General features: G+C 66.1%; 17 protein-coding genes. 8 read left to right on the top strand and 9 right to left on the bottom strand.

The genetic code is table 11. The features are described from left to right. Positions 1-25: 25 nt before the first annotated feature. The 3 genes from VQ065_RS12070 to VQ065_RS12060 are packed head-to-tail and all read left to right on the top strand — an operon-like array spanning position 26 to position 5,064. The gene (locus VQ065_RS12070) at positions 26-1,141 is read left to right on the top strand and encodes an efflux RND transporter periplasmic adaptor subunit (RefSeq protein ID WP_003086940.1); all 1,116 of its coding nucleotides are present in this window, start codon (positions 26-28) and stop codon (positions 1,139-1,141) included. Further along, entirely contained in the window at positions 1,138-4,227 is a 3,090-nt protein-coding gene (locus tag VQ065_RS12065) for an efflux RND transporter permease subunit (RefSeq protein ID WP_003086939.1), read from the top strand. Before VQ065_RS12070 ends, VQ065_RS12065 begins: the two co-directional genes overlap by 4 nt. A 30-nt stretch (positions 4,228-4,257) precedes the next feature. Further along, complete coding sequence (locus VQ065_RS12060) at positions 4,258-5,064, top strand: oxidoreductase (RefSeq protein ID WP_003124979.1); 807 nt, start codon at positions 4,258-4,260, stop codon at positions 5,062-5,064. Positions 5,065-5,548: 484 nt separating this feature from the next. Here VQ065_RS12060 and VQ065_RS12055 read toward each other — a convergent pair whose 3' ends face one another. Continuing rightward, entirely contained in the window at positions 5,549-6,022 is a 474-nt protein-coding gene (locus VQ065_RS12055; protein WP_003086935.1) for a methyltransferase family protein, read from the bottom strand. Positions 6,023-6,043: 21 nt separating this feature from the next. Beyond that, on the bottom strand, positions 6,044-6,937 hold the full coding sequence (locus VQ065_RS12050) for an NAD(P)/FAD-dependent oxidoreductase (protein WP_003086934.1): 894 nt from the start codon (positions 6,935-6,937) through the stop codon (positions 6,044-6,046). 111 nt (positions 6,938-7,048) lie between these two features. Here VQ065_RS12050 and VQ065_RS12045 point away from each other — a divergent pair, with 111 nt between their 5' ends. Continuing rightward, complete coding sequence (locus VQ065_RS12045) at positions 7,049-7,693, top strand: TetR/AcrR family transcriptional regulator (protein WP_019485174.1); 645 nt, start codon at positions 7,049-7,051, stop codon at positions 7,691-7,693. Between the two features lie 299 nt (positions 7,694-7,992). Then, positions 7,993-8,829 carry a PhzF family phenazine biosynthesis protein gene (locus VQ065_RS12035; RefSeq protein ID WP_003086930.1) on the top strand — a complete coding sequence of 279 codons (837 nt, stop codon included), beginning with the start codon at positions 7,993-7,995 and terminating at the stop codon, positions 8,827-8,829. Between the two features lie 159 nt (positions 8,830-8,988). Here the strand turns inward: VQ065_RS12035 and VQ065_RS12030 are convergent, their stop codons facing one another. From VQ065_RS12030 to VQ065_RS12015, 4 genes are all read right to left on the bottom strand, one after another. Further along, positions 8,989-11,430 (bottom strand): TonB-dependent siderophore receptor, encoded by a 2,442-nt coding sequence (locus tag VQ065_RS12030; protein WP_003086926.1) that lies wholly within the window; start codon positions 11,428-11,430, stop codon positions 8,989-8,991. Between the two features lie 77 nt (positions 11,431-11,507). Next, entirely contained in the window at positions 11,508-12,350 is an 843-nt protein-coding gene (locus VQ065_RS12025; RefSeq protein WP_003086924.1) for a FecR family protein, read from the bottom strand. Beyond that, a complete protein-coding gene (locus tag VQ065_RS12020; RefSeq protein WP_003086922.1) occupies positions 12,347-12,871 on the bottom strand; it encodes an RNA polymerase sigma factor in 525 nt (174 codons plus the stop codon). The genes VQ065_RS12025 and VQ065_RS12020 overlap by 4 nt, the downstream gene beginning before the upstream one ends. A gap of 228 nt (positions 12,872-13,099) precedes the next feature. Beyond that, on the bottom strand, positions 13,100-13,423 hold the full coding sequence (locus VQ065_RS12015) for a hypothetical protein (protein ID WP_003082848.1): 324 nt from the start codon (positions 13,421-13,423) through the stop codon (positions 13,100-13,102). 412 nt (positions 13,424-13,835) lie between these two features. On the opposite strand from VQ065_RS12015, the gene pmpM reads away from it, so the two are divergent. Then, the gene (gene pmpM / locus VQ065_RS12010) at positions 13,836-15,269 is read left to right on the top strand and encodes a proton-coupled multidrug efflux MATE transporter PmpM (RefSeq protein WP_003086920.1); all 1,434 of its coding nucleotides are present in this window, start codon (positions 13,836-13,838) and stop codon (positions 15,267-15,269) included. Here the strand turns inward: pmpM and rhtA are convergent. Then, the gene (gene rhtA / locus VQ065_RS12005; RefSeq protein ID WP_003086919.1) at positions 15,252-16,145 is read right to left on the bottom strand and encodes a threonine/homoserine exporter RhtA; all 894 of its coding nucleotides are present in this window, start codon (positions 16,143-16,145) and stop codon (positions 15,252-15,254) included. The genes pmpM and rhtA overlap by 18 nt on opposite strands. On the opposite strand from rhtA, the gene VQ065_RS12000 reads away from it, so the two are divergent. Both VQ065_RS12000 and VQ065_RS11995 read left to right on the top strand, forming a co-directional pair. Beyond that, entirely contained in the window at positions 16,144-16,794 is a 651-nt protein-coding gene (locus VQ065_RS12000; RefSeq protein WP_003082844.1) for a helix-turn-helix domain-containing protein, read from the top strand. The two genes, rhtA and VQ065_RS12000, sit on opposite strands and share 2 nt — an antisense overlap. Before the next feature lie 37 nt (positions 16,795-16,831). Next, a complete protein-coding gene (locus VQ065_RS11995) occupies positions 16,832-17,230 on the top strand; it encodes a VOC family protein (protein WP_003086915.1) in 399 nt (132 codons plus the stop codon). 15 nt (positions 17,231-17,245) lie between these two features. On the opposite strand, the gene VQ065_RS11990 is transcribed toward VQ065_RS11995, so the two are convergent. After that, positions 17,246-17,722, bottom strand: coding sequence for a YbaK/EbsC family protein (locus tag VQ065_RS11990; protein ID WP_003086914.1), 477 nt, complete (start codon positions 17,720-17,722; stop codon positions 17,246-17,248). A 68-nt stretch (positions 17,723-17,790) separates the two neighbouring features. Beyond that, entirely contained in the window at positions 17,791-18,897 is a 1,107-nt protein-coding gene (locus VQ065_RS11985; protein WP_003086913.1) for a WD40/YVTN/BNR-like repeat-containing protein, read from the bottom strand.

Raw genomic sequence — 18,897 nt, 5'->3', positions numbered from 1 at the left:
CCTACGACTTCGCAACGGGTTCCTCATGCGCCGGCGCAACCTCCTTCTGTCCCCCCTGGTCGGTGTAATTCCGTTCGTGCTGCTCGCCTGTAGCGACCAGACGCCCCCCGATCCCCGCACTGACGCGCCACTGGTTCGCATCACCACCATCCAGTCGGCAACCGCTACATCGCGCGCCTTCACCGGCATCGTCGCGGCCAGGGTGCAGAGCGACCTGGGTTTCCGCGTGTCCGGCAAGGTGTTGCAGCGCCTGGTCGATACCGGCCAGACCGTCAAGCGTGGCCAGGTGCTTTTGCGCCTCGATCCTATCGACCTGCAACTCGCCGCCCATGCCCAGCGCGAGGCGGTGACCGCAGCGCGGGCACGGGCTCAGCAGGCCAGCGATGACGAAGCTCGTTACCGCGCCCTGCGCGGCACTGGCGCGGTATCGGCATCTGCCTACGACCAATACAAGGCAGCGGCGGATGCGGCTCGCGCGCAACTCAGTGCAGCCGAGGCCCAAGCCAAGGTTGCCGGTAACGCCACCCGCTACGCCGAGCTGCTCGCCGATGCCGACGGTATCGTCATGGAGACACTGGCCGAGCCAGGCCAGGTGGTCAGCGCCGGCCAGGCCGTGGTACGGCTTGCACATGCCGGCCCACGCGAAGCCCTGGTGCAACTGCCGGAAACCCTGCGTCCAGCAGTCGGTTCCAGCGCTGAGGCCAAGCTCTTCGGCAGGCAAGACGTCAGCGTCGCCACCCGACTGCGCCAGCTGTCGGATGTCGCCGACCGCCAGACCCGCACTTTCGAGGCGCGTTACGTGCTCGAAGGCGAGCTGTCCGACGCGCCGCTGGGCACCACCATCACCGTGCAAATCAGCGATCCGCAAACTGCTTCACCAAGCACAGTGCAGGTGCCCATCGCCGCGCTGTACGACGCAGGCAACGGGCCTGGCATCTGGATGATTCGCGGAGAGCCCACAGAGGTGGCGTGGACGCCCGTAAACGTTCAGTCGCTGGATGATGAGAGCGCCCGCATCAGCGGCGCGATCAAGCCGGGCGACCAGATCGTCGCCCTGGGCGCGCACCTGCTGCACGACGGCCAGGCCGTTCGCCTGGCCGAGCCGGCCACCGTGGCGGCAGTCGAGAAAGGCCAGCCATGAGCGAAAGTCGTTTCAACCTCTCCGCCCTCGCCGTGCGCGAGCGCTCCGTCACCCTGTTCCTGGTCTGCCTGATCTCCCTGGCGGGTCTCGTCGCCTTCTTCAAGCTGGGGCGTGCCGAAGACCCGGCCTTCACCATCAAGGTCATGACCATCGTCACCGCCTGGCCGGGCGCCACCGCCCAGGAAATGCAGGATCAGGTCGCCGAGAAGATCGAGAAGCGCCTGCAGGAACTGCGCTGGTACGACCGCAGCGAAACCTATACACGCCCGGGGCTGGCCTTCACCACCCTGTCGCTGCTCGACACCACCCCACCCTCGGAGGTGCTCGAGGAGTTCTACCAGGCGCGCAAGAAGATCAGCGACGAGGCCAAGACGCTGCCTACCGGGGTGATCGGCCCGCTGGTCAACGATGAGTATTCGGACGTCACCTTCGCCCTGTTCGCGCTCAAAGCCAGGGGCGAGCCGCAACGCCACCTGGTGCGCGACGCCGAGACCCTGCGTCAGCGCCTGCTGCATGTACCGGGCGTGAAGAAGGTCAACATCATCGGCGAACAGGCCGAGCGCATCTTCGTCGAGTTCTCCCACGAGCGCCTGGCCACCCTGGGCATCGGTCCCCAGGACGTGTTCGCCGCGCTCAACGGGCAAAACGCCCTGACCCCGGCCGGCTCCGTGGAAACCCGTGGCCCCGACGTGTTCCTGCGTCTGGACGGTGCCTTCGATGAGCTAGAGAAGATTCGTGACACTCCGATCATCGCCCAAGGCCGCACCTTGAAGCTTTCCGATGTTGCCACGGTCAAGCGCGGCTACGAAGACCCGGCCACCTTTCTGATTCGCAACGGCGGCGAACCGGCCCTGTTGCTCGGCATCATCATGCGTGAAGGCTGGAACGGGCTCGACCTGGGCAAGGCCTTGAACGATGAAGTGCAGCAGATCAACGCTGAGCTGCCGCTGGGCATGAGCCTGAGCAAGGTCACCGACCAGGCCGTCAACATCAGCGCGTCCGTCGACGAGTTCATGATCAAGTTCTTCGTCGCGCTGCTGGTGGTGATGCTGGTGTGCTTCGTCAGCATGGGCTGGCGCGTCGGCGTGGTAGTCGCGGTGGCAGTGCCGCTGACCCTGGCGATGGTCTTCGTGGTGATGGCCGCCACTGGCAAGAACTTCGACCGCATAACCCTGGGCTCGCTGATCCTCGCCCTTGGCCTGCTGGTAGACGACGCCATCATCGCCATCGAGATGATGGTGGTGAAGATGGAGGAAGGCTACGACCGTGTGCGGGCCTCCGCCTATGCCTGGAGCCACACAGCGGCGCCGATGCTCTCCGGCACCCTGGTTACCGCCGTCGGCTTCATGCCCAACGGCTTCGCCCGCTCCACGGCCGGCGAATACACCAGCAACATGTTCTGGATCGTCGGCATCGCGCTGATCGCTTCCTGGCTGGTCGCGGTGATCTTCACGCCGTACTTCGGCGTCAAGCTGCTGCCCGAGATCAAGAAGGTCGAGGGCGGTCACGACGCCATCTACGACACTCCGCGCTACAACCACTTTCGTCGGATTCTGGGTAAGGTGATCGCCCACAAGTGGCTGGTCGCAGGTTCAGTGATAGGGCTGTTCGTGACGGCCGTGCTCGGCATGGCGCTGGTCAAGAAACAGTTCTTCCCCATCTCCGACCGCCCCGAAGTCATGGTCGAGGTACAGATGCCTTATGGCACCTCGATCCTCCAGACCAGCGCAGCTGCGGAAAAAGTCGAAGCCTGGCTGGCCCAGCAGGCAGAGGCGAAGATCGTCACGGCGTACCTCGGCCAGGGCGCACCGCGCTTCTTCATGGCCATGAGCCCGGAACTGCCGGATCCGTCGTTCGCCAAGATCGTCGTACGCACCGACAACCCGGATGAGCGCGAGGCACTCAAGCACAGGCTGCGCAAGGCGATTGCCGAGGGTCTGGCCAGCGAGGCGCAGGTGCGCGTCAGTCAATTGGTGTTCGGCCCCTACTCGCCCTACCCGGTGGCCTACCGGATTAGCGGCCCGGATCCGCAACGCCTGCGCGAGATCGCCAGCGAGGTGCGCCAAGTGATGGATGCCAGCCCGCTGATGCGGACGGTCAATACCGACTGGGGCACCCGCGCTCCCACGCTGCACTTCAATCTGCAGCAAGATCGCCTGCAAGCGGTGGGGCTAACCTCCAGTGCCGTTGCGCAGCAGCTGCAGTTTTTGCTCAGCGGCGTGCCCGTCACCGCCGTACGCGAAGACATCCGCACGGTGCAGGTCATGGCCCGTGCCGCTGGCGATATTCGCCTCGACCCGGCACGGGTGATGGATTTCACCCTGGCCGGCGCCAATGGTCAGCGCATCCCGCTGTCGCAGATTGGCGAAGTGGAGGTACGCATGGAAGAGCCGATCATGCGCTGGCGCGACCGGGTGCCGACTATCACAGTGCGTGGCGATATCGCCGAAGGCTTGCAACCGCCAGACGTGTCGACCGCCATCAGCCAGCAGTTGCAACCCATCATCGACAGGCTGCCGAGCGGCTATCGCATCGAGCAAGCGGGCTCCATCGAGGAATCGGGCAAAGCCAGCAAGGCCATGCTGCCGCTGTTCCCGATCATGCTGGCCGTCACGTTGATCATCATCATCCTGCAGGTGCGCTCGATCGCCGCGATGATCATGGTCTTTCTCACCAGCCCGCTGGGGCTGATCGGCGTAGTGCCGACGCTGATCCTGTTCCAGCAGCCGTTCGGCATCAACGCGCTGGTCGGGCTGATCGCGCTGTCCGGCATCCTCATGCGTAACACGCTGATCCTGATCGGGCAGATTCGCCAGAACGAAGCGGCGGGTCTCGATCCGTTCCGCGCCGTGGTCGAAGCCACCGTGCAACGCGCTCGGCCGGTGATCCTCACCGCGCTGGCGGCGATCCTGGCGTTCATCCCACTTACGCATTCCGTGTTCTGGGGCACCCTCGCCTACACCCTGATCGGCGGCACCTTCGCCGGCACCGTGCTGACCCTGGTGTTCCTGCCGGCCATGTACGCCATCTGGTTCGGCATCCGCCCCATCCCCCACGAGCCACTCGCGCAGGCACAACCTGCATGAACAGCCCTTCCCTGATCGAGAGTAACTGCCATGCCCAACTCCCCAGTGGTCGTCATAACCGGCGTGTCATCAGGCATCGGTCGCACGGCGGCCGAACAGTTCGCCGGACGCGGTTGCCGCGTGTTCGGCAGCGTGCGCAACCCGGCCACTGCGCAGGCCATCCCCGGTGTCGAGCTGATTCACCTGGATATTCGTGACGAAGCCTCGATTCGCCAGAGCATCGAACATGTGATTGCAGAAGCTGGGCGCATCGACGTACTGGTCAACAATGCTGGCACCACACTGCTCGGTGCGACAGAGGAAACCGCCATCGACGAGGCCCAGGCGCTGTTCGACACCAACGTCTTCGGCGTCCTGCGCGTTACCCAGGCGGTACTGCCGCAGATGCGCAAGCAAAGCGCAGGGCGCATCGTCAACGTCAGTTCGGTGCTCGGCTTCCTGCCAGCACCCTACATGGGCCTGTACTCGGCTTCCAAACATGCAGTGGAGGGTTTGTCCGAGACCCTGGATCACGAGGTGCGGCGCTTCGGCATTCGCGTCGCGTTGGTCGAGCCTTCGTTCACCAAGACCAGCCTGGACCTCAACGCGCCACAGGCCGCCCTGCGTATCGCTACCTACGACAGCGAGCGGGCAACCGTCTCCCAGGCCATCCAGATGAACGTGCAGAAGGCACCTTTGCCCGATGCGGTCGCCGCGACCATCGTCGAGGCCGCCCTGGGCGCGTGGAAAATGCGCCACACCCCCAAAGGCGAGGCCACCCTGCTCAGACGCCTGCGCCGCTTTATGCCGGCAGGCCCAGTCGACTCGGGCCTGCGCAAGACCTTCGGCCTCGGCTGATTCACCTCTTCACGTACGAGACCACACCATGCACAGAGAACACAGCACACGTATCGTCGTTACCGGCCTGGGCATCGTCAGCCCTCTATGCTGTGGCAGCGAGACGATATGGACGCGCCTGCAGGCCGGCCACTCGGGCCTAGACTGCAGCAGCCCCTCGGCAGTTAGCAAAGCGCGGCTAGCTGCAGCCGTCGAAATCTTCGCCCAAGTCTATGCATAGGCCATTTGGACGTGTCTAAGACATCGAAACTCTGAGTGCCCAAAGCGAAGACGAACTTCATTTTGTCGCTCTACTTGCGATGTCAGCTTAGATTCTGACATTGGTTGGAGCGTCCGATTACGGCCGTAGCTGCCCGCCACTAGTGTCAGCTTCCGGCCAGAAGCGACCCTTGGTTATCTACGAACTCAGGGCCCATTCAGTAGCCGTGGCAAGAAAGTCGGTGTTGGTTATCAGAAAATCCCGCAGGCGGCAGTTGCGGAATAGTCAGAGCCAGCGGCGAACCTCGGCCTTGTAGCGGCGGTAGTCGTCGCCGAACTTTGCTTCGAGATAGCGCTCCTCGCGGGCGATCACCTGCGTCTGGATCGCGACCAACACCAACGGAAGCAACGCGAAGGCGATCGGTCCGTCGAAGCCGACCGCAAGGCCTGCATAGATAAGCGCCATGCCGAGATACATGGGATTGCGCGTCCACCGATAGGGACCGGTCGTTGCGATGAGGGTCGTTGGTCGCGACGGCGGAATGTTGGTGCCCAGACGCCGGAACAGCCCCGCCGCCGCAAGCATCATTACCGCGCCGGCAGCGAACGGCAGCGCGCCCATTGCGATCAGCAACCACCAATCGATGCCGAAAGAGTGCAGGGCGACGAACCGCTCCGCCGCCAGCCCCAACAGCAGCGCTCCCAGATAGATGAAGGGCGGAGGGAAGCGCACCCCCGCGCTGTCCGGCTCGACGGCCATGTTCATCTCCTCTCTATGGGCTCAAGCCAGCATCGACTGCTGGGCGAAAATACCCGCCATCGCGCCCTGCGATGATGCCTGGGTGACCGAGGGCAATATGGGGGTGGTGAGATCGCCGGCGGCATAGATGCCAGGCGTGCTGGTTTGGCGGCGCTCGTCGACCTTGAGCACGACGCCGGTGGGCGTATCCATCGTGGCAAGGCCCAACGATTCATGCAGGTTTGCGGACGGCTTGTTGCGCGGATGAGCAAACAGGATGTCGACCGCGACAGTGGAGCCAGTGTCGAGATTGACGGTAGCGATATGCCCCTGGTGATGGGCGATCTCGACGATCCGTCCGTCGACGACAGGTATGTTGCGGTGCGCCAGATCGGCCTGGATATCAGGTGTAATGTCGTGACCATCGGCAAAGACAGTCAACCTGTCGGTCCAATCGAGGAACAGCCTGACCTGGTTGTGCGATTGCGGGCCGGACCACACGAGGCCCCAATGCTGGCCGGCGGCTTCAAAGCCGTCGCAATAGGGGCAGGGGACGATGGACGTGCCCCAACTCTCGGCAAAGCCTGGAACATCAGGCATCTGATCGGCAACGCCATAGCTCAGGATCACGCGGCGGGCCTTTAGGCTTTCGTGATCGTCAGTGACAACGCAGAAATCGTCTATTACGCCAGAAATCTTCTCTGCCCGGGCATTGACTAGCCTGACCGTTGGATAGCGCGTCAACTGCTGCCGCGCCGCGGCCAGGATGTCCAGCGGCGGCGTGTGATCGTGACCGAGCAGACCATGCGAATGGCCGGCAAAGCGGTTACGCGGCCGACCGGTATCGAGAACGATGACCTTGCGACGGGCACGGCCGAGCTGCAAAGCGGCGGCGAGACCTGCAAAACTTCCGCCGATGATGATGACGTCATTCATGGTGATGGGCTCCGCTGGAGGGCAGGTTGTAGCCAAGCCCTTGGATTGCTCATTTAAGACACTGAGTGGTATCCTAAATCTTAAATTAAGATACTGTAAAGTACCAATATCATGACCGAAACCATACAGGCACGGCGCGGTCGGCCCACCAACGAGGCGCTTGCCCAAACGATACTCGACGCCGCGAGCGAACTTTTTGTGGAATTGGGTTTTCAAGCGACGACGCTGGACAAGGTCGCCCAGCGGGCGAAGATATCCAAGCTCAGCATCTATAGGCGTTTCGAGAACAAGGAGGCGCTGTTCAGCGCAGCCATCGCGGCCGGCTGCCAGCAGTCGTTTGCACCACAGGCCCTGCTTGAAGGTGTCGAAGGTTCGGTCGAAGACCAACTTATGGCGGTGGGAACATCACTGCTGCGCACGCTATTGAGACCAGACGTCAGCAGTATCGAAGCCATGGTCATGGCCGATAAAACGAGTCAAAACGCCCTGAGCAAGCGCCACTACGAAGCCGGCGCCGCTCATGTCATCGCCGACATCGATGCCTTGTTGCGCCAACTTCACGCGAAGGCGCTTCTCAACGTGCCCGATCCCCTCCAAGCCGCCCGCTTGTTTGCCGCGCTCTTCAAAGGCTCCGATCTATTGATGATCGCCCGATTCGATCAGGCGAGAGCAGAGGACGAAATAGAATCCTATTGCCGGTCGGCCGTCGCCATGTTCATCGCCGCGCACGGTCGCAGCGACCACGCGGGTGGATAAGCATTTAATTGCTCCGGGGCAGCTCGGCCCAGGCTTGTGTTTGCGCTTTAGGGGCCGCAGCGGAATCACAGGCTGCGTCCGATAACTGTCGCAGTACTGGCGCAAGTGCTCAACATCGTAGCCTGAATCGACCATAGATTCGTCGACTCCTTCAAGCTGCTGTCTCTGGCCAGGAGCGGCTGCTATTGGCCGATTGCAGCCCCTGACGAGAGTCCCCAAGCCCCCTCGAAAGTTCCCCCTCCGGTTTCGGACGGCAGCTCTCTAGCCTATCCTCCCCCGCCACAACAACAGGAGGTTCCATGCCGGTTTCGTTACCCTTCGAGCAAGTCGATGTCTTCTCCGAACAGCCCTTCAAAGGCAACGCCGTTGCCGTGGTGATTGGCGCCGACCGCCTGAGCAGCCAGCAGATGCTCGAGTTCGCCGCCTGGACCCAGTTGAGCGAGACGACCTTCCTGCTGCGGCCGACCACTGCCGAAGCAGACTACCGCGTAAGAATCTTCACCCCGCTGCGGGAGTTGCCCTTTGCCGGGCATCCGACGCTGGGGAGCTGCCAGGTCTGGCTGAACCAGGGGGGCGGCAATGCTGCTGACGAGATCGTCCAGGAGTGCCTGGCGGGCCTGATCCGTATCCGCCGCAAGGGCGCCTTGCTGTCGTTCGCGGCGCCTCCCCTGCTTCGTGGCGGAGCGGTCGAAGACGAGGTGTTGCGACGGATCGAGAGCGGGCTTGGCCTTTCCCCGGGGCAGGTACTCGGCAGCCAATGGGTGGACAACGGACCCGGCTGGGTCGCCGTTCGGCTGGCCACGCGTGACGAGGTCCTGGCCATTCGCCCGGACTACGCGAAGCTCGACGGGCTCAACGTGGGCGTGGTCGCGCCCTGGCAAGGTCCCCAGGCGGAGGCGGATGTGGAAGTGCGCGCCTTCATGGGCGAGGAACTCAATGAAGACCCCGTTACCGGCAGCCTCAACGCGAGCCTGGCGCAATGGCTGATCGGCACGGGAGTCATGCCCGGGCGCTACACGGCGAGCCAGGGCACGGCCTTGGGTCGCCGGGGGCGGATAAGCGTCGAGCAGATCGGCGGCGATATCTGGATCGGCGGTGAGGTGCAGCCGGGCATGTCGGGGCAGGTCGTGTTCTGAGCGGGACGGCGTACCCTGTCCTTCCCCATTACCTGGCCGACCTGGATCGGCGTCCGGCATTGGACGGAAATGCCTGCCCATGACAACGGGGCCGCCTTCCCTCTGGAAGCACCCTCCTGCCCACCGGGCCCGCCCAGGCCCGGTGGCTCCGCCCTCCCCTCACCAGTTGTGCGTATAGCTCGCCGTCAGCACCGTGCCCGGCGCCGGCAGGTGGCTGGTGTTGTTGTTGTTGCGCAGCAACTGGCTGTAGAGCGGGTAGTAGTCGCGGTTGAACAGGTTCTGGATGCCCAGGCTCAACTGGTCGTCGGGGGTGATGCGGTACTGGCTGACCAGGTCGACCGTGGTGTAGGTGCTGACCTGGCGACGGCCGAAGCTTTCCACGCCGTCGAGACGGTAGTCCTTGGAGTCGAAGAAGGTGGCCTGCAGGCGGTTGTTCCAGTCGGCATCCGGCTTGTATTGCAGGTAGGCGGTCAGCTTCAGCGGCGGCACGCGGTAGCCGGTCATGTCCTGCCAGTCCTTGCCGTCCGGCTTCTCGCGGCCGCGCATCCAGGTGGCGCTGCCGCCCGCGCCCCAGACTTCGTCGTCGCTGAGCCAGTCGGCGCTGGCCTCGACACCGTAGATGCGCTCCTTGGTGCGGGTGAGGATCAGGCCGTTGTTGAAGCTCTGCACGTCGCCCAGCTTGGAGGTGGTGTAGAACAGCGCCAGGCTGCCCAGGGTGTTGCCGCCGATGGCGCCGCGCCAGCCGAGTTCGTAGTTGTTGGTCTTCACCGGTTCGAGGTTCGAGGAGCCGATATCGAAGCCACGGCGGGCGTTGCGCAGCTGGATGCCGACGTCGGGCAACTGGAAGCCCTGGCTGAAGGAGGCATAGATTTCCTGGCCAGCCACCGGCGAATAGACGATGCCGAGGTTCGACAGCACCGCGTCGTAGTCGAGGTCGCCGCCCTTGACGGTCACCGGCGAGGCTGCCTTGGACTCGGAGAGCGGGATGAAGTCGTCGAATTCGGCGGTGGAGTATTCGTAGCGCAGGCCGCCGTCGATCGACCAGTGTTCGTCGAAGCGATGCTGCAACTGGGCGAACGCTCCGGCGCTGCGGGTACGTAGCGGCGGCATGTAGGTGAGCTTGCCGATCTTGTCGAAGACCAGCCCGCCGCTGGCGTCGTAGGCCGCCGGGTCGAACACGTCGAGCGGCATGTCGCTGCGTTCCTGGTTGTAGTCGCCGCCCCAGACCAGTTCGGTATTGCCGCTTTCGCCCAGCGGCGTGCGCAGGGTCAGGCGGCTGCCGAACACTTCGCTGTTCTGCATGATCTGGTCGACATTGCCGCCGCGGGTGGAGACAGCGCGGGCGTCGAACGGAGTGAAGCGGGTGAAATAGTCGCGGTAGTAGAGCTGCGCGGAGAGCCGGCTGCCGAGGATGTCGAGGTTCTCGTACTCGAGGTTCGCCAGGGTGTTGCGGATGCGGTTCTGCTCGTCCAGCTCCAGGCCCTTGATCGCGTTGGCCGGGACCGAGCCCGGCGGCAGCCTGGCGACCCTCGGGTCGGTGGCGTAGTCGGTGTCCTGGCGGGCGTCGTAGTGGCTGAGGGCGAGCTGCACGCGCTGGTTCTCGTCGATGCGCAGGCCGAGCTTGCCGCCGATGTTGTAGACGTTCGAGTCGAACAGGTCGCCCTGGCTGGGTTCCGGAGCGATGCGGTCGCCATGGGCGTCGTAGGAAGCACCGACGTGGCGGGTGCCGAAGTCGAACGAATAGTCGAGCGCCCCCAGGGAGCCGGCGAAGTATTGCTGGAACTGGCCGCCGAGGCCATCGCTGCCCAGCCGGGTCAGCGGCGAGGTGGCGCTGAGGCGGGTTTCCGCGCGGTTCTCGCCGCCGGCCGGACGGGTGGTGATGGAGATGATCCCGCCGGTGGCGCCGCTGCCGTAGATGGCGCTGCTGCCACGGATGACCTCGATCCGCTCGATCAGCGCCGGGTCGATGTTGGCCAGGTTGCGCGAGGAGTCGCGGTTGGTGTTCAGCGGCACGCCATCGACCATCACCAGCATGCTGCGCCCGCGCAGGGTCTGGCCGTATTCGGTGATGGTGCGGCTGGAATCGGACATCCCCGGCACCGCCTTGGCCAGCACCGTGGCCAGGCTGTCGGAGCCCTGGCGCAGCTCCTCCAGTTGGGCATGCTCGATGACGGTGGACTGGCGCGTGGCGGAGACCAGGTCGCTGCTGGTGCGCGAGGCGGTGATTTCCATCTGCTCCATGTCCAGCGGTTCGCTGCGGGCTTGCGTAGCGGGCACGGCGGCTTCGCTGGCCGGAACGACGATGAAGGTATGTTCGTCCCTGGCCTGCGCCTTCAGGCCGCTATCCCTGAGCAACTGGCGCAATGCCTCTTCGGGGGTGAAGCGCCCCTTCAGCGCGGGCGCCTGGCGGCCGGCGCCGAGATCGCCGGCGAAGAGGATCTGTACCGAGGATTGTTGCGCGAGGGCGTTGATCGCCTGGCCGAGCGGCGCGGCGGGCAGATCCACGTCGAGCTTTTCCTGGCCCTGGGCCGACACCGCCAGGAGCAGGCTGCTGGCGAGCAATGAAGGACGCAGGTGGCGACTGCGGAGGGAAAAATGCACGTCTCGATTTCCTATGCAGGTTGGCTTTTCCTGGATAGCCGCCACGGCGCGCGGGAAACCCTACCTGCGTCCGAGAATTATTTTCGCGTCGATTTGCGTTGGATCTCGACGCTGCCGTCCTCCTGCCGCGACACGGCCACGGGAAGGATACTCGGCAGCAGGTCGAGCAGCCGGTCGACGTTGTGCGCGGCGAAGACGCCGGTCAGCCGGAGGGAGGCCAGGCTGGGGTCGTCCAGGAGAATGGGCGCCTTGCGGTAATGGCGCAGCAGCGCGACGGCTTCGCCCAGGGGCGTGCGCTCGAAGACCAGGCGGTCGTCTTTCCAGGCCATCGCCGTGGCGGCATCGACCTTGGCCAGCGGCATCAGTTGCCCGCCAATGGCATCGACCTGCTGGCCCGGCAGGAGCACGACTGGCGCTTGCGCCGTAGCCGAGGTGCCGACCTCCACCCGGCCACGCTCCAGGGTCACGCGGACGTCGTCGTCCAGGCGGCGCACGTTGAACCGGGTGCCGAGCACGCGGATGTCGGTCGAACCCGCGGACACCACGAAGGGCCGATAGCGCGCCGGGGATACCTCGAAAAGCACCTGCCCCGCGCGCAACGCGACCCGGCGGCTGAGCGGGTGCCAACTGACCTCGATCTGGCTGCCGCTGTCGAGCAGGAGCTGGCTGCCGTCGGCCAGGGTCACGTCGCGCCGCTCACCGATGGCGGTGGCGAAGCGCTCGCGCTTGTAGGCCGGGTCCAGCCAGGCCAGGGCGCCGATGGCCAGCGCCAGCAATAGCGCGACGCCGGCCGCCTTGCTTGCCTTGCGCGATTTCGGCCGGGAGGGCGGCAGCGGGAACAGGTCCTTCAGCGCGTCGCGATGGCGCTCCAGGGCGTCGTCCAGCGGAACCTGCCCATTCCGTTTCGAGGGCTGGGTCATGGCCGTGCCTCGCCGCGGCCGAGCCGTTCCCGGCAGGCCGCCAGTCCGAGGCGCAGGTGCTTTTCCACGGTCTTGACGGAGATGCCGAGGCGGTCGGCGACTTGCGCCTGGGGAACTTCGTGGATCTTGTGCATGACGAAAACGGCCTGGCAGCGAGGAGGAAGCGTGGCGATGGCGTCGACCAGTGCCTGGAACTCGCGCTCGGCCTCATGGCGACCCATGGGCGTCGCCGCCATGCAGGCGACTTCCGGAAGCTCGGCGACGGCTTCCACCCAGGCGGTTCGACGACGGTCGCTACGATAGCGGCTCACGGCGGCGTCGTGGGAGATTTTCCGCAGCAGGGCCAGGGGCGTGTGCACGTCCTCCTTCTCGTCGCGTTCGAGCAACTGCACGCACACGTCGTGCACCACTTCGCGCGCCATGCCCCGGTCGCCGAAGCGCCGGCGAACATGGTCGACCAGTTCCTCGTAGTGACGAACCAGTGTGGACAACAGCGTCGGCTTGGCGGGATCGAACGGCACGATGCACCCAGGAAAGGAGCCTGGCTCCGAAGAATGGGGGTCGAGTGTAAATGAGAAACAGTCGCAGATGAAAGACCGGTCATCGTCAGGGATTGCCTGGGTTGGCGTGTGTAGCGGTCAGGTGGCTTTCGCCCGACCGCGCAACTGCCGAGCCAGGGCGGAGAGGGATCCCCTTTTCGCCCCGCTACTCAACCCCCCGGCCTTGCCGGGGGGCACCGCCTCCGTCGGTTATCGGTGTCTGCGTGCGTATTCCGCCTCGAACAGCGACAGGGCGTCGCTGAGCAACGACAGCAGGGAACCGGTGATGCGGCAGATGCTTTCGCCGGGCTCTTCGGTTTCGTCGAGCAGGTCGAGGACGCTCAGCGTTCCGATCGCCGACTCCAGCCGGCGGCGGGCGGTGTCGAACAGGTCTTCGCTGGCTGCGCTGCTGTCCAGGTAGAGGGTGGCGCAACCGGGGTGCTGGTTGCATTGCGAGGTGCGTCGCAGGGGGATGAAGGTGGAAGGGGACTGTGCGGTTATTGCGGGATTCGACGTATCATCGGCCTTAGCCATGGGTCAGCTCCTTGATTAGCTGGTCTCTGGTTAGCGGGTCGTAGGTGTTCCTGCACCTGCGGCCCGCGTCTTTTCTGCCCCCAAGAAAACAGATGGACTTGGCGACCCCTCCATCTTCCTCCTACTGGTTTTTTATCCAATTCCTGGGCGTCTGAGAGAGGCTGCGGAAAAGTCTGGGGGAGATGTCCGGCGTTTCCAGGGCATGTCATCCGCCGCTGTCACGGGTATCCGGCGGATAACCGCCAGGCGGTTATTCGCCCTACGGGGTCGGGCCTCAAGCGGGCAGCGCGGGGTCGTTTGTCTGCGCGTAGCGCGGTGGGGGGCTGGGCAACCGGCACGACCCTGCTGACCCTTCCTGACCACCCCGTCAACCCGTAAACTACGCGGTTCCCCTGCCCAGACAAGGACTGCCGTGAACAGCCCCGCCCTGCCCCTTTCCCGTGGCTTGCGCATCCGCGCCGAACTCAAGGAACTGCTGACCCTCGCCGCGCCGATCATGATCGCGCAACTGGCGACCACCGCCATGGGCTTCGTCGATGCGGTGATGGCCGGGCGCGCCAGTCCGCACGACCTGGCAGCGGTGGCGCTGGGCAACTCGATCTGGATCCCGATGTTCCTGCTGATGACCGGCACCCTGCTCGCCACCACGGCCAAGGTCGCCCAGCGCCATGGCGCCGGCGACCAGCCCGGCACCGGGCCGCTGGTGCGCCAGGCGCTGTGGCTGGCGCTGCTGATCGGACCGCTGTCGGGGGCGGTGCTGTGGTGGTTGTCGGAGCCGATCCTCGGCTTGATGAAAGTGCGCCCGGAACTGATCGGGCCGAGCCTGCTGTACCTCAAGGGCATCGCCCTGGGCTTCCCGGCGGCGGCGCTGTACCACGTACTGCGCTGCTACACCAACGGCCTGGGACGGACCCGGCCGAGCATGGTGCTGGGGATCGGCGGGCTGCTGCTGAACATCCCGATCAACTACGCGCTGATCTACGGCCACTTCGGCATGCCGAAGATGGGTGGCCCCGGCTGCGGCTGGGCCACCGGCTCGGTGATGTGGTTCATGTTCCTCGGCATGCTGTTCTGGGTGAACAAGGCCTCGATCTACCGCGCCAGCCAGTTGTTCTCGCGCTGGGAGTGGCCGGATCGCGCGACCATCGGCCCGCTGGTGGCGGTCGGCCTGCCGATCGGCATCGCGGTGTTCGCCGAGTCGAGCATCTTCTCGGTGATCGCCCTGCTGATCGGCGGGCTCGACGAGAACGTGGTGGCCGGCCACCAGATCGCCCTGAACTTCAGCGCGCTGGTGTTCATGATTCCCTATTCGCTGGGGATGGCGGTGACCGTGCGGGTCGGCCACAACCTCGGCGCCGGCCTGCCGCGCGACGCGCGCTTCGCCGCCGGCGTGGGGATGGCCGCGGCGCTGGGCTACGCCTGCGTCTCGGCGAGCCTGATGTTGTTGCTGCGCGAGCAGATCGCCGCGATGTATTCGCCGGACCCGGCGGTGATCGCCATCGCCGCCTCGCTGATCGTGTTCTCCGCGCTGTTCCAGTTCTCCGACGCCCTGCAGGTCACCGCCGCCGGGGCCCTGCGCGGCTACCAGGACACCCGGGTGACGATGATCATGACCCTGTTCGCCTACTGGGGCATCGGCCTGCCGGTGGGCTACAGCCTCGGCCTCACCGACTGGATCCAGGAACCCACCGGACCGCGCGGCCTGTGGCAGGGCCTGGTGGTGGGCCTGACCGGCGCGGCGATCATGCTCTGCATCCGCCTAGCGCGCAGCGCGCGGCGCTTCATCCGCCAGCACGAGCGCCTGCAGCGGGAGGACGCGGCGGCCGCCTCAGTCCTTGGCCGGTAGCGCCGGGGCGGCGCCACGCGACTTGACGCTGAGGGTAGTGCCGACCGAGGCGAGGATGATCGCGCCGATGGCCAGCCATTGGGTCGGGCTCAGCCGCTCGCCGAGGAACAGCAGCCCGGAGAGCGCGCCGAAGGCCGGCTCGATGCTCATCAGGGTGCCGAAGGTGCGCGCCGGCAGGCGGGTCAGCGCGACCATTTCCAGGGTGTAGGGCAAGGCCGTGGAGAGCACCGCGACGCCCAGCGCCAACGGGATCAGCGCCGGGTCGAGGAGGTCGGCGCCGGCGTGGGCGACGCCGATCGGCACAACCAGGATCGCCGCCACCAGCACCCCCAGCGCGGCGCCCTGGGCGCCATGGTCGGCGCCGGCGCGCTGGCCGAAGAGGATGTACAGCGCCCAGCACACGCCGGCACCGAGGGCATAGGCGGCGCCGACCAGGTCGAGCGGCTCGGCGCTGTTGCCCAGCGGCAGCAACAGCCAGATGCCGAACACCGCCAGGCCGATCCAGAGGAAGTCCAGCAGGCGCCGCGAGGAGAGGATCGCCACCAGCAGCGGCCCGGTGAACTCCAGAGCCACCGCGATGCCCAGCGGCACGGTGCGCACCGAGAGATAGAACAGCAGGTTCATGCCGCCCAGGGCGATGCCGTAGACCACCACCGAGCGCAGCGATTGCAGGCTCAGGCGCTTGCGCCAGGGACGCAGGAGCAGCAGCAGGATCAGCGCGGCGAAGAACAGCCGCAGGGCCGTGGTGCCCTGGGCGCCGACCAGGGGGAACATGCTTTTCGCCAGGGAAGCGCCGCTCTGGATCGAGGCCATGGCGATCAATAGCAGGCCGACCGGCAACAGCGTTCCGGCGAGGCCGCGGGAGGTGGAGGTCATGGAAGAGGTCCGGCAGTGGGAAGCAGCCCGATGGACTGCGGGAAACGGGATGTGCACTATAATGCGCAAAACCGCGACAGTGAGCAATATATTGCCCAACCCTACCGAACGCCCCAGCGTCCTCGAACATGTCTCCGGCAACGTCCGCCGCCTGCGCCTGCAAGCCGGCCTCAGCCAGGAAGCGCTGGCCCGCGCGGCCAGTGTCAGCCGGCGGATGCTGGTGGGCATCGAGAGCGGCGACGTCAATGTCAGCCTGTCGACCCTCGACCGTATCGCCGCCGCCCTCGGCGTGCTGTTCCCCGACCTGGTCCAGGCCCCGGCCACCGACCGCTCGCGGATCAATGCGGTGGCCTGGGTCGGCCACCACCCCGAGAGCCGCGCCACCCTCCTCGCCAGCGCACCGGCGCGGCGCGAGGTGGAACTCTGGGCCTGGTCGCTGGGACCGGGCGAGCGCTACGTATCGGAACCCGACGCCGCCGGCTGGCGGGAGATGGTTCTGGTCATCGAAGGTCGCCTGCGCCTGGAACTGGCCGACGGCGAACGGCGCATCGAGGCCGGCGACTTCCATGCCTTCGCCAGCGACCAGCCGTACGCCTACGTCAACGATGGGGACGAGGTGGTGCGTTTCACCCGCAACGTGGTGAGCTAGGCTCTAGCCTCGAGCCAGCCTTCCAGAGGAGACCGCGATGAGCACACGCGTACGCCCCTTCCTGATGTTCCAGGGGGTCCAGGCCGAGGCGGCCATGAACTTCTACCTGTCGCTGTTCGACGACGCCGAGATCCTCCAGATCCAGCGCTACGGCGCCGAGGGGCCGGGCCCGGAAGGCTCGGTGCTGAAGGCGCTGTTCCGCCTCGGCGACCAGAGCGTGCATTGCATCGACAGCCATGTGCGGCACGCCTTCGATTTCACCCCGGCGTTCTCCTTCTTCGTCGACTGCGAGAGCAACGCGCAGATCGAGCGCCTGGCCGAGGCCCTGAGCGACGGCGGCAAGGCCCTGATGCCGCTCGGCGACTACGGCTTCAGCCAGCGTTTCGCCTGGCTGGCCGACCGCTTCGGGGTGTCCTGGCAGCTCAATCTGGCCTGAGCCCGGCAGTTGCCGTCAGGCTTCCTGGAGGACTTCCTGGCACACATCGACCCACTGCGCATCCACCAGCTCGGCCATCCGTTGCGGGGCGATGCGGACCGCGCTGTGCACCGCCCCGGCGGCCGGAAGCACTTCGTCGAAGGCTTGCAGCGAGACGTCGCAGTACACCGCCAGCGGCGTCGCCAGGCCGAACGGGCAGACTCCGCCGACCGGGTGCCCGGTCAGCTCGACCACGTCCTCGGCGCCGAGCATCTTCGCCTTGCCGCCGAAGGCGGCCTTGATCTTGCGGTTGTCCAGCCGCGCGTCGCCGCGCGCCACTACCAGTACGGTGCGCTCGCCGACCCGCAGCGACAGGGTCTTGGCGATGCGCCCCGGCTCCACGCCATGGGCCTCGGCGGCCAGGGCGACGGTGGCGGTGCTGGTTTCCAGCTCGATGATGCGCAGGTCCGGGGCTTTCTCGGCGAAGAACCGCCGGACGGATTCGAGGCTCATGGGGTGGGCTCCTTGGCGAAAACCCACGAACTTATGCAAGCGCGCCGAGGCTGTCCAGCACCGCGCGCTCAGGCGAAGCGCACGCAGTAGATCGGCGGCAGGTTGGCGGAGAGCTGCTGCCAGTCCTCCCCGCCGTTCTCGCTGAGCCACAGGCCGCCGGTGGTCGAGCCCATGGCCAGGCGCTCGCCGCTGGGGTCGATGTCCAGGCCGTGGCGGTAGACCAGGTCGTAGGCCGGGCCGTCGGGCAGGCCGCGCTCGAGGGTCTCGAAGCTGCGGCCGCCGTCGCGGGTGCGGGTGACCACGAAACGGGCGTCCCTGGGAATGCGGCATTCGTCCTTGGTCGCCGGGACGAACCAGGCCGTGTCCGGCTGCCGCGGATGCACGGCGACGGCGAAACCGAAGCTGGACGGCTCGGCGACCACGCCCTGCCAATGCAGGCCGCCGTCGCGGGAACGGAAGATGCCGTTGTGGTGCTGCACCCAGAGGAACTCCGGGCGCGCCTGGCACTGCACCAGGCGGTGCGGGTCCTGGATCGCCGCCTCCTCGCTCTGCTCCGGCGGCATGTAGTCGGCGCGCATGCCTTTGGTGGTGCAGGTCCAGCTGCGGCCGTCGTCGTGGCTCTGCCAGACGCCGCCGCAGGACACCGCGACGGTGAGGTGGCGACTGTCGCGTGGGTCGACGCAGATGGAATGGATGCCGGGATGGTCGTAGCCGCCGCCGAACCACTGGGCGCGTTCGGGTCGTTCCCAGAGTTCGCGGTTGAGGCGCCAGCTGGCGCCACGGTCGTCGGAGCGGAACAGGCCGCCGGGGATGGTTCCGGCCCACAGCGTGCCGGGCCGGTCGGCGCCGCCTGGCTCGAGGATCCACAACTGCTGTAGCGACCAGGGTGGCTCCGCCGCCTGGCCTTCCAGCGGTTCGGCCGCTGGCGGCTGCGGCGGATAGACCGGCACCGTGCATTCCATCCAGTCCGTCGCGCCGGCGTCGCGACGCCACAGCTTGACGCCGAAATGGCCGAGGTTCAGCGCCGCGTAGAGCGCGCCGTCGCGCGGGTCGGCGAGGAGCATGCTCAGCGGCTCGCCGAGGAAGTGGCTGGCCATCGGCAGCCACTGGCCCGCCGCGTTGCGCCGCAGCTCGAACAGGCCCTTGCGGGTGCCGACATAGAGTCGCTCGCTCAC

This window comes from Pseudomonas sp. KBN10P06128, from assembly GCF_037574945.1.
In the GTDB taxonomy this organism is placed as follows: Bacteria; Pseudomonadota; Gammaproteobacteria; order Pseudomonadales; family Pseudomonadaceae; genus Pseudomonas; species Pseudomonas aeruginosa.
This window is presented reverse-complemented; position numbering and strand designations above follow the sequence as displayed.

Bases quoted from the DNA above. Each gene is read 5' to 3' on its own strand.
- VQ065_RS12070 (WP_003086940.1), top strand. From the start codon at position 26: ATGCGCCGGCGCAACCTCCTTCTGTCCCCCCTGGTCGGTGTAATTCCG.
- VQ065_RS12065 (WP_003086939.1), top strand. From the start codon at position 1,138: ATGAGCGAAAGTCGTTTCAACCTCTCCGCCCTCGCCGTGCGCGAGCGC.
- VQ065_RS12060 (WP_003124979.1), top strand. From the start codon at position 4,258: ATGCCCAACTCCCCAGTGGTCGTCATAACCGGCGTGTCATCAGGCATC.
- VQ065_RS12055 (WP_003086935.1), bottom strand. From the start codon at position 6,022: ATGGCCGTCGAGCCGGACAGCGCGGGGGTGCGCTTCCCTCCGCCCTTC.
- VQ065_RS12050 (WP_003086934.1), bottom strand. From the start codon at position 6,937: ATGAATGACGTCATCATCATCGGCGGAAGTTTTGCAGGTCTCGCCGCC.
- VQ065_RS12045 (WP_019485174.1), top strand. From the start codon at position 7,049: ATGACCGAAACCATACAGGCACGGCGCGGTCGGCCCACCAACGAGGCG.
- VQ065_RS12035 (WP_003086930.1), top strand. From the start codon at position 7,993: ATGCCGGTTTCGTTACCCTTCGAGCAAGTCGATGTCTTCTCCGAACAG.
- VQ065_RS12025 (WP_003086924.1), bottom strand. From the start codon at position 12,350: ATGACCCAGCCCTCGAAACGGAATGGGCAGGTTCCGCTGGACGACGCC.
- VQ065_RS12015 (WP_003082848.1), bottom strand. From the start codon at position 13,423: ATGGCTAAGGCCGATGATACGTCGAATCCCGCAATAACCGCACAGTCC.
- VQ065_RS12000 (WP_003082844.1), top strand. From the start codon at position 16,144: ATGGAAGAGGTCCGGCAGTGGGAAGCAGCCCGATGGACTGCGGGAAAC.
- rhtA (WP_003086919.1), bottom strand. From the start codon at position 16,145: ATGACCTCCACCTCCCGCGGCCTCGCCGGAACGCTGTTGCCGGTCGGC.
- VQ065_RS11995 (WP_003086915.1), top strand. From the start codon at position 16,832: ATGAGCACACGCGTACGCCCCTTCCTGATGTTCCAGGGGGTCCAGGCC.
- VQ065_RS11990 (WP_003086914.1), bottom strand. From the start codon at position 17,722: ATGAGCCTCGAATCCGTCCGGCGGTTCTTCGCCGAGAAAGCCCCGGAC.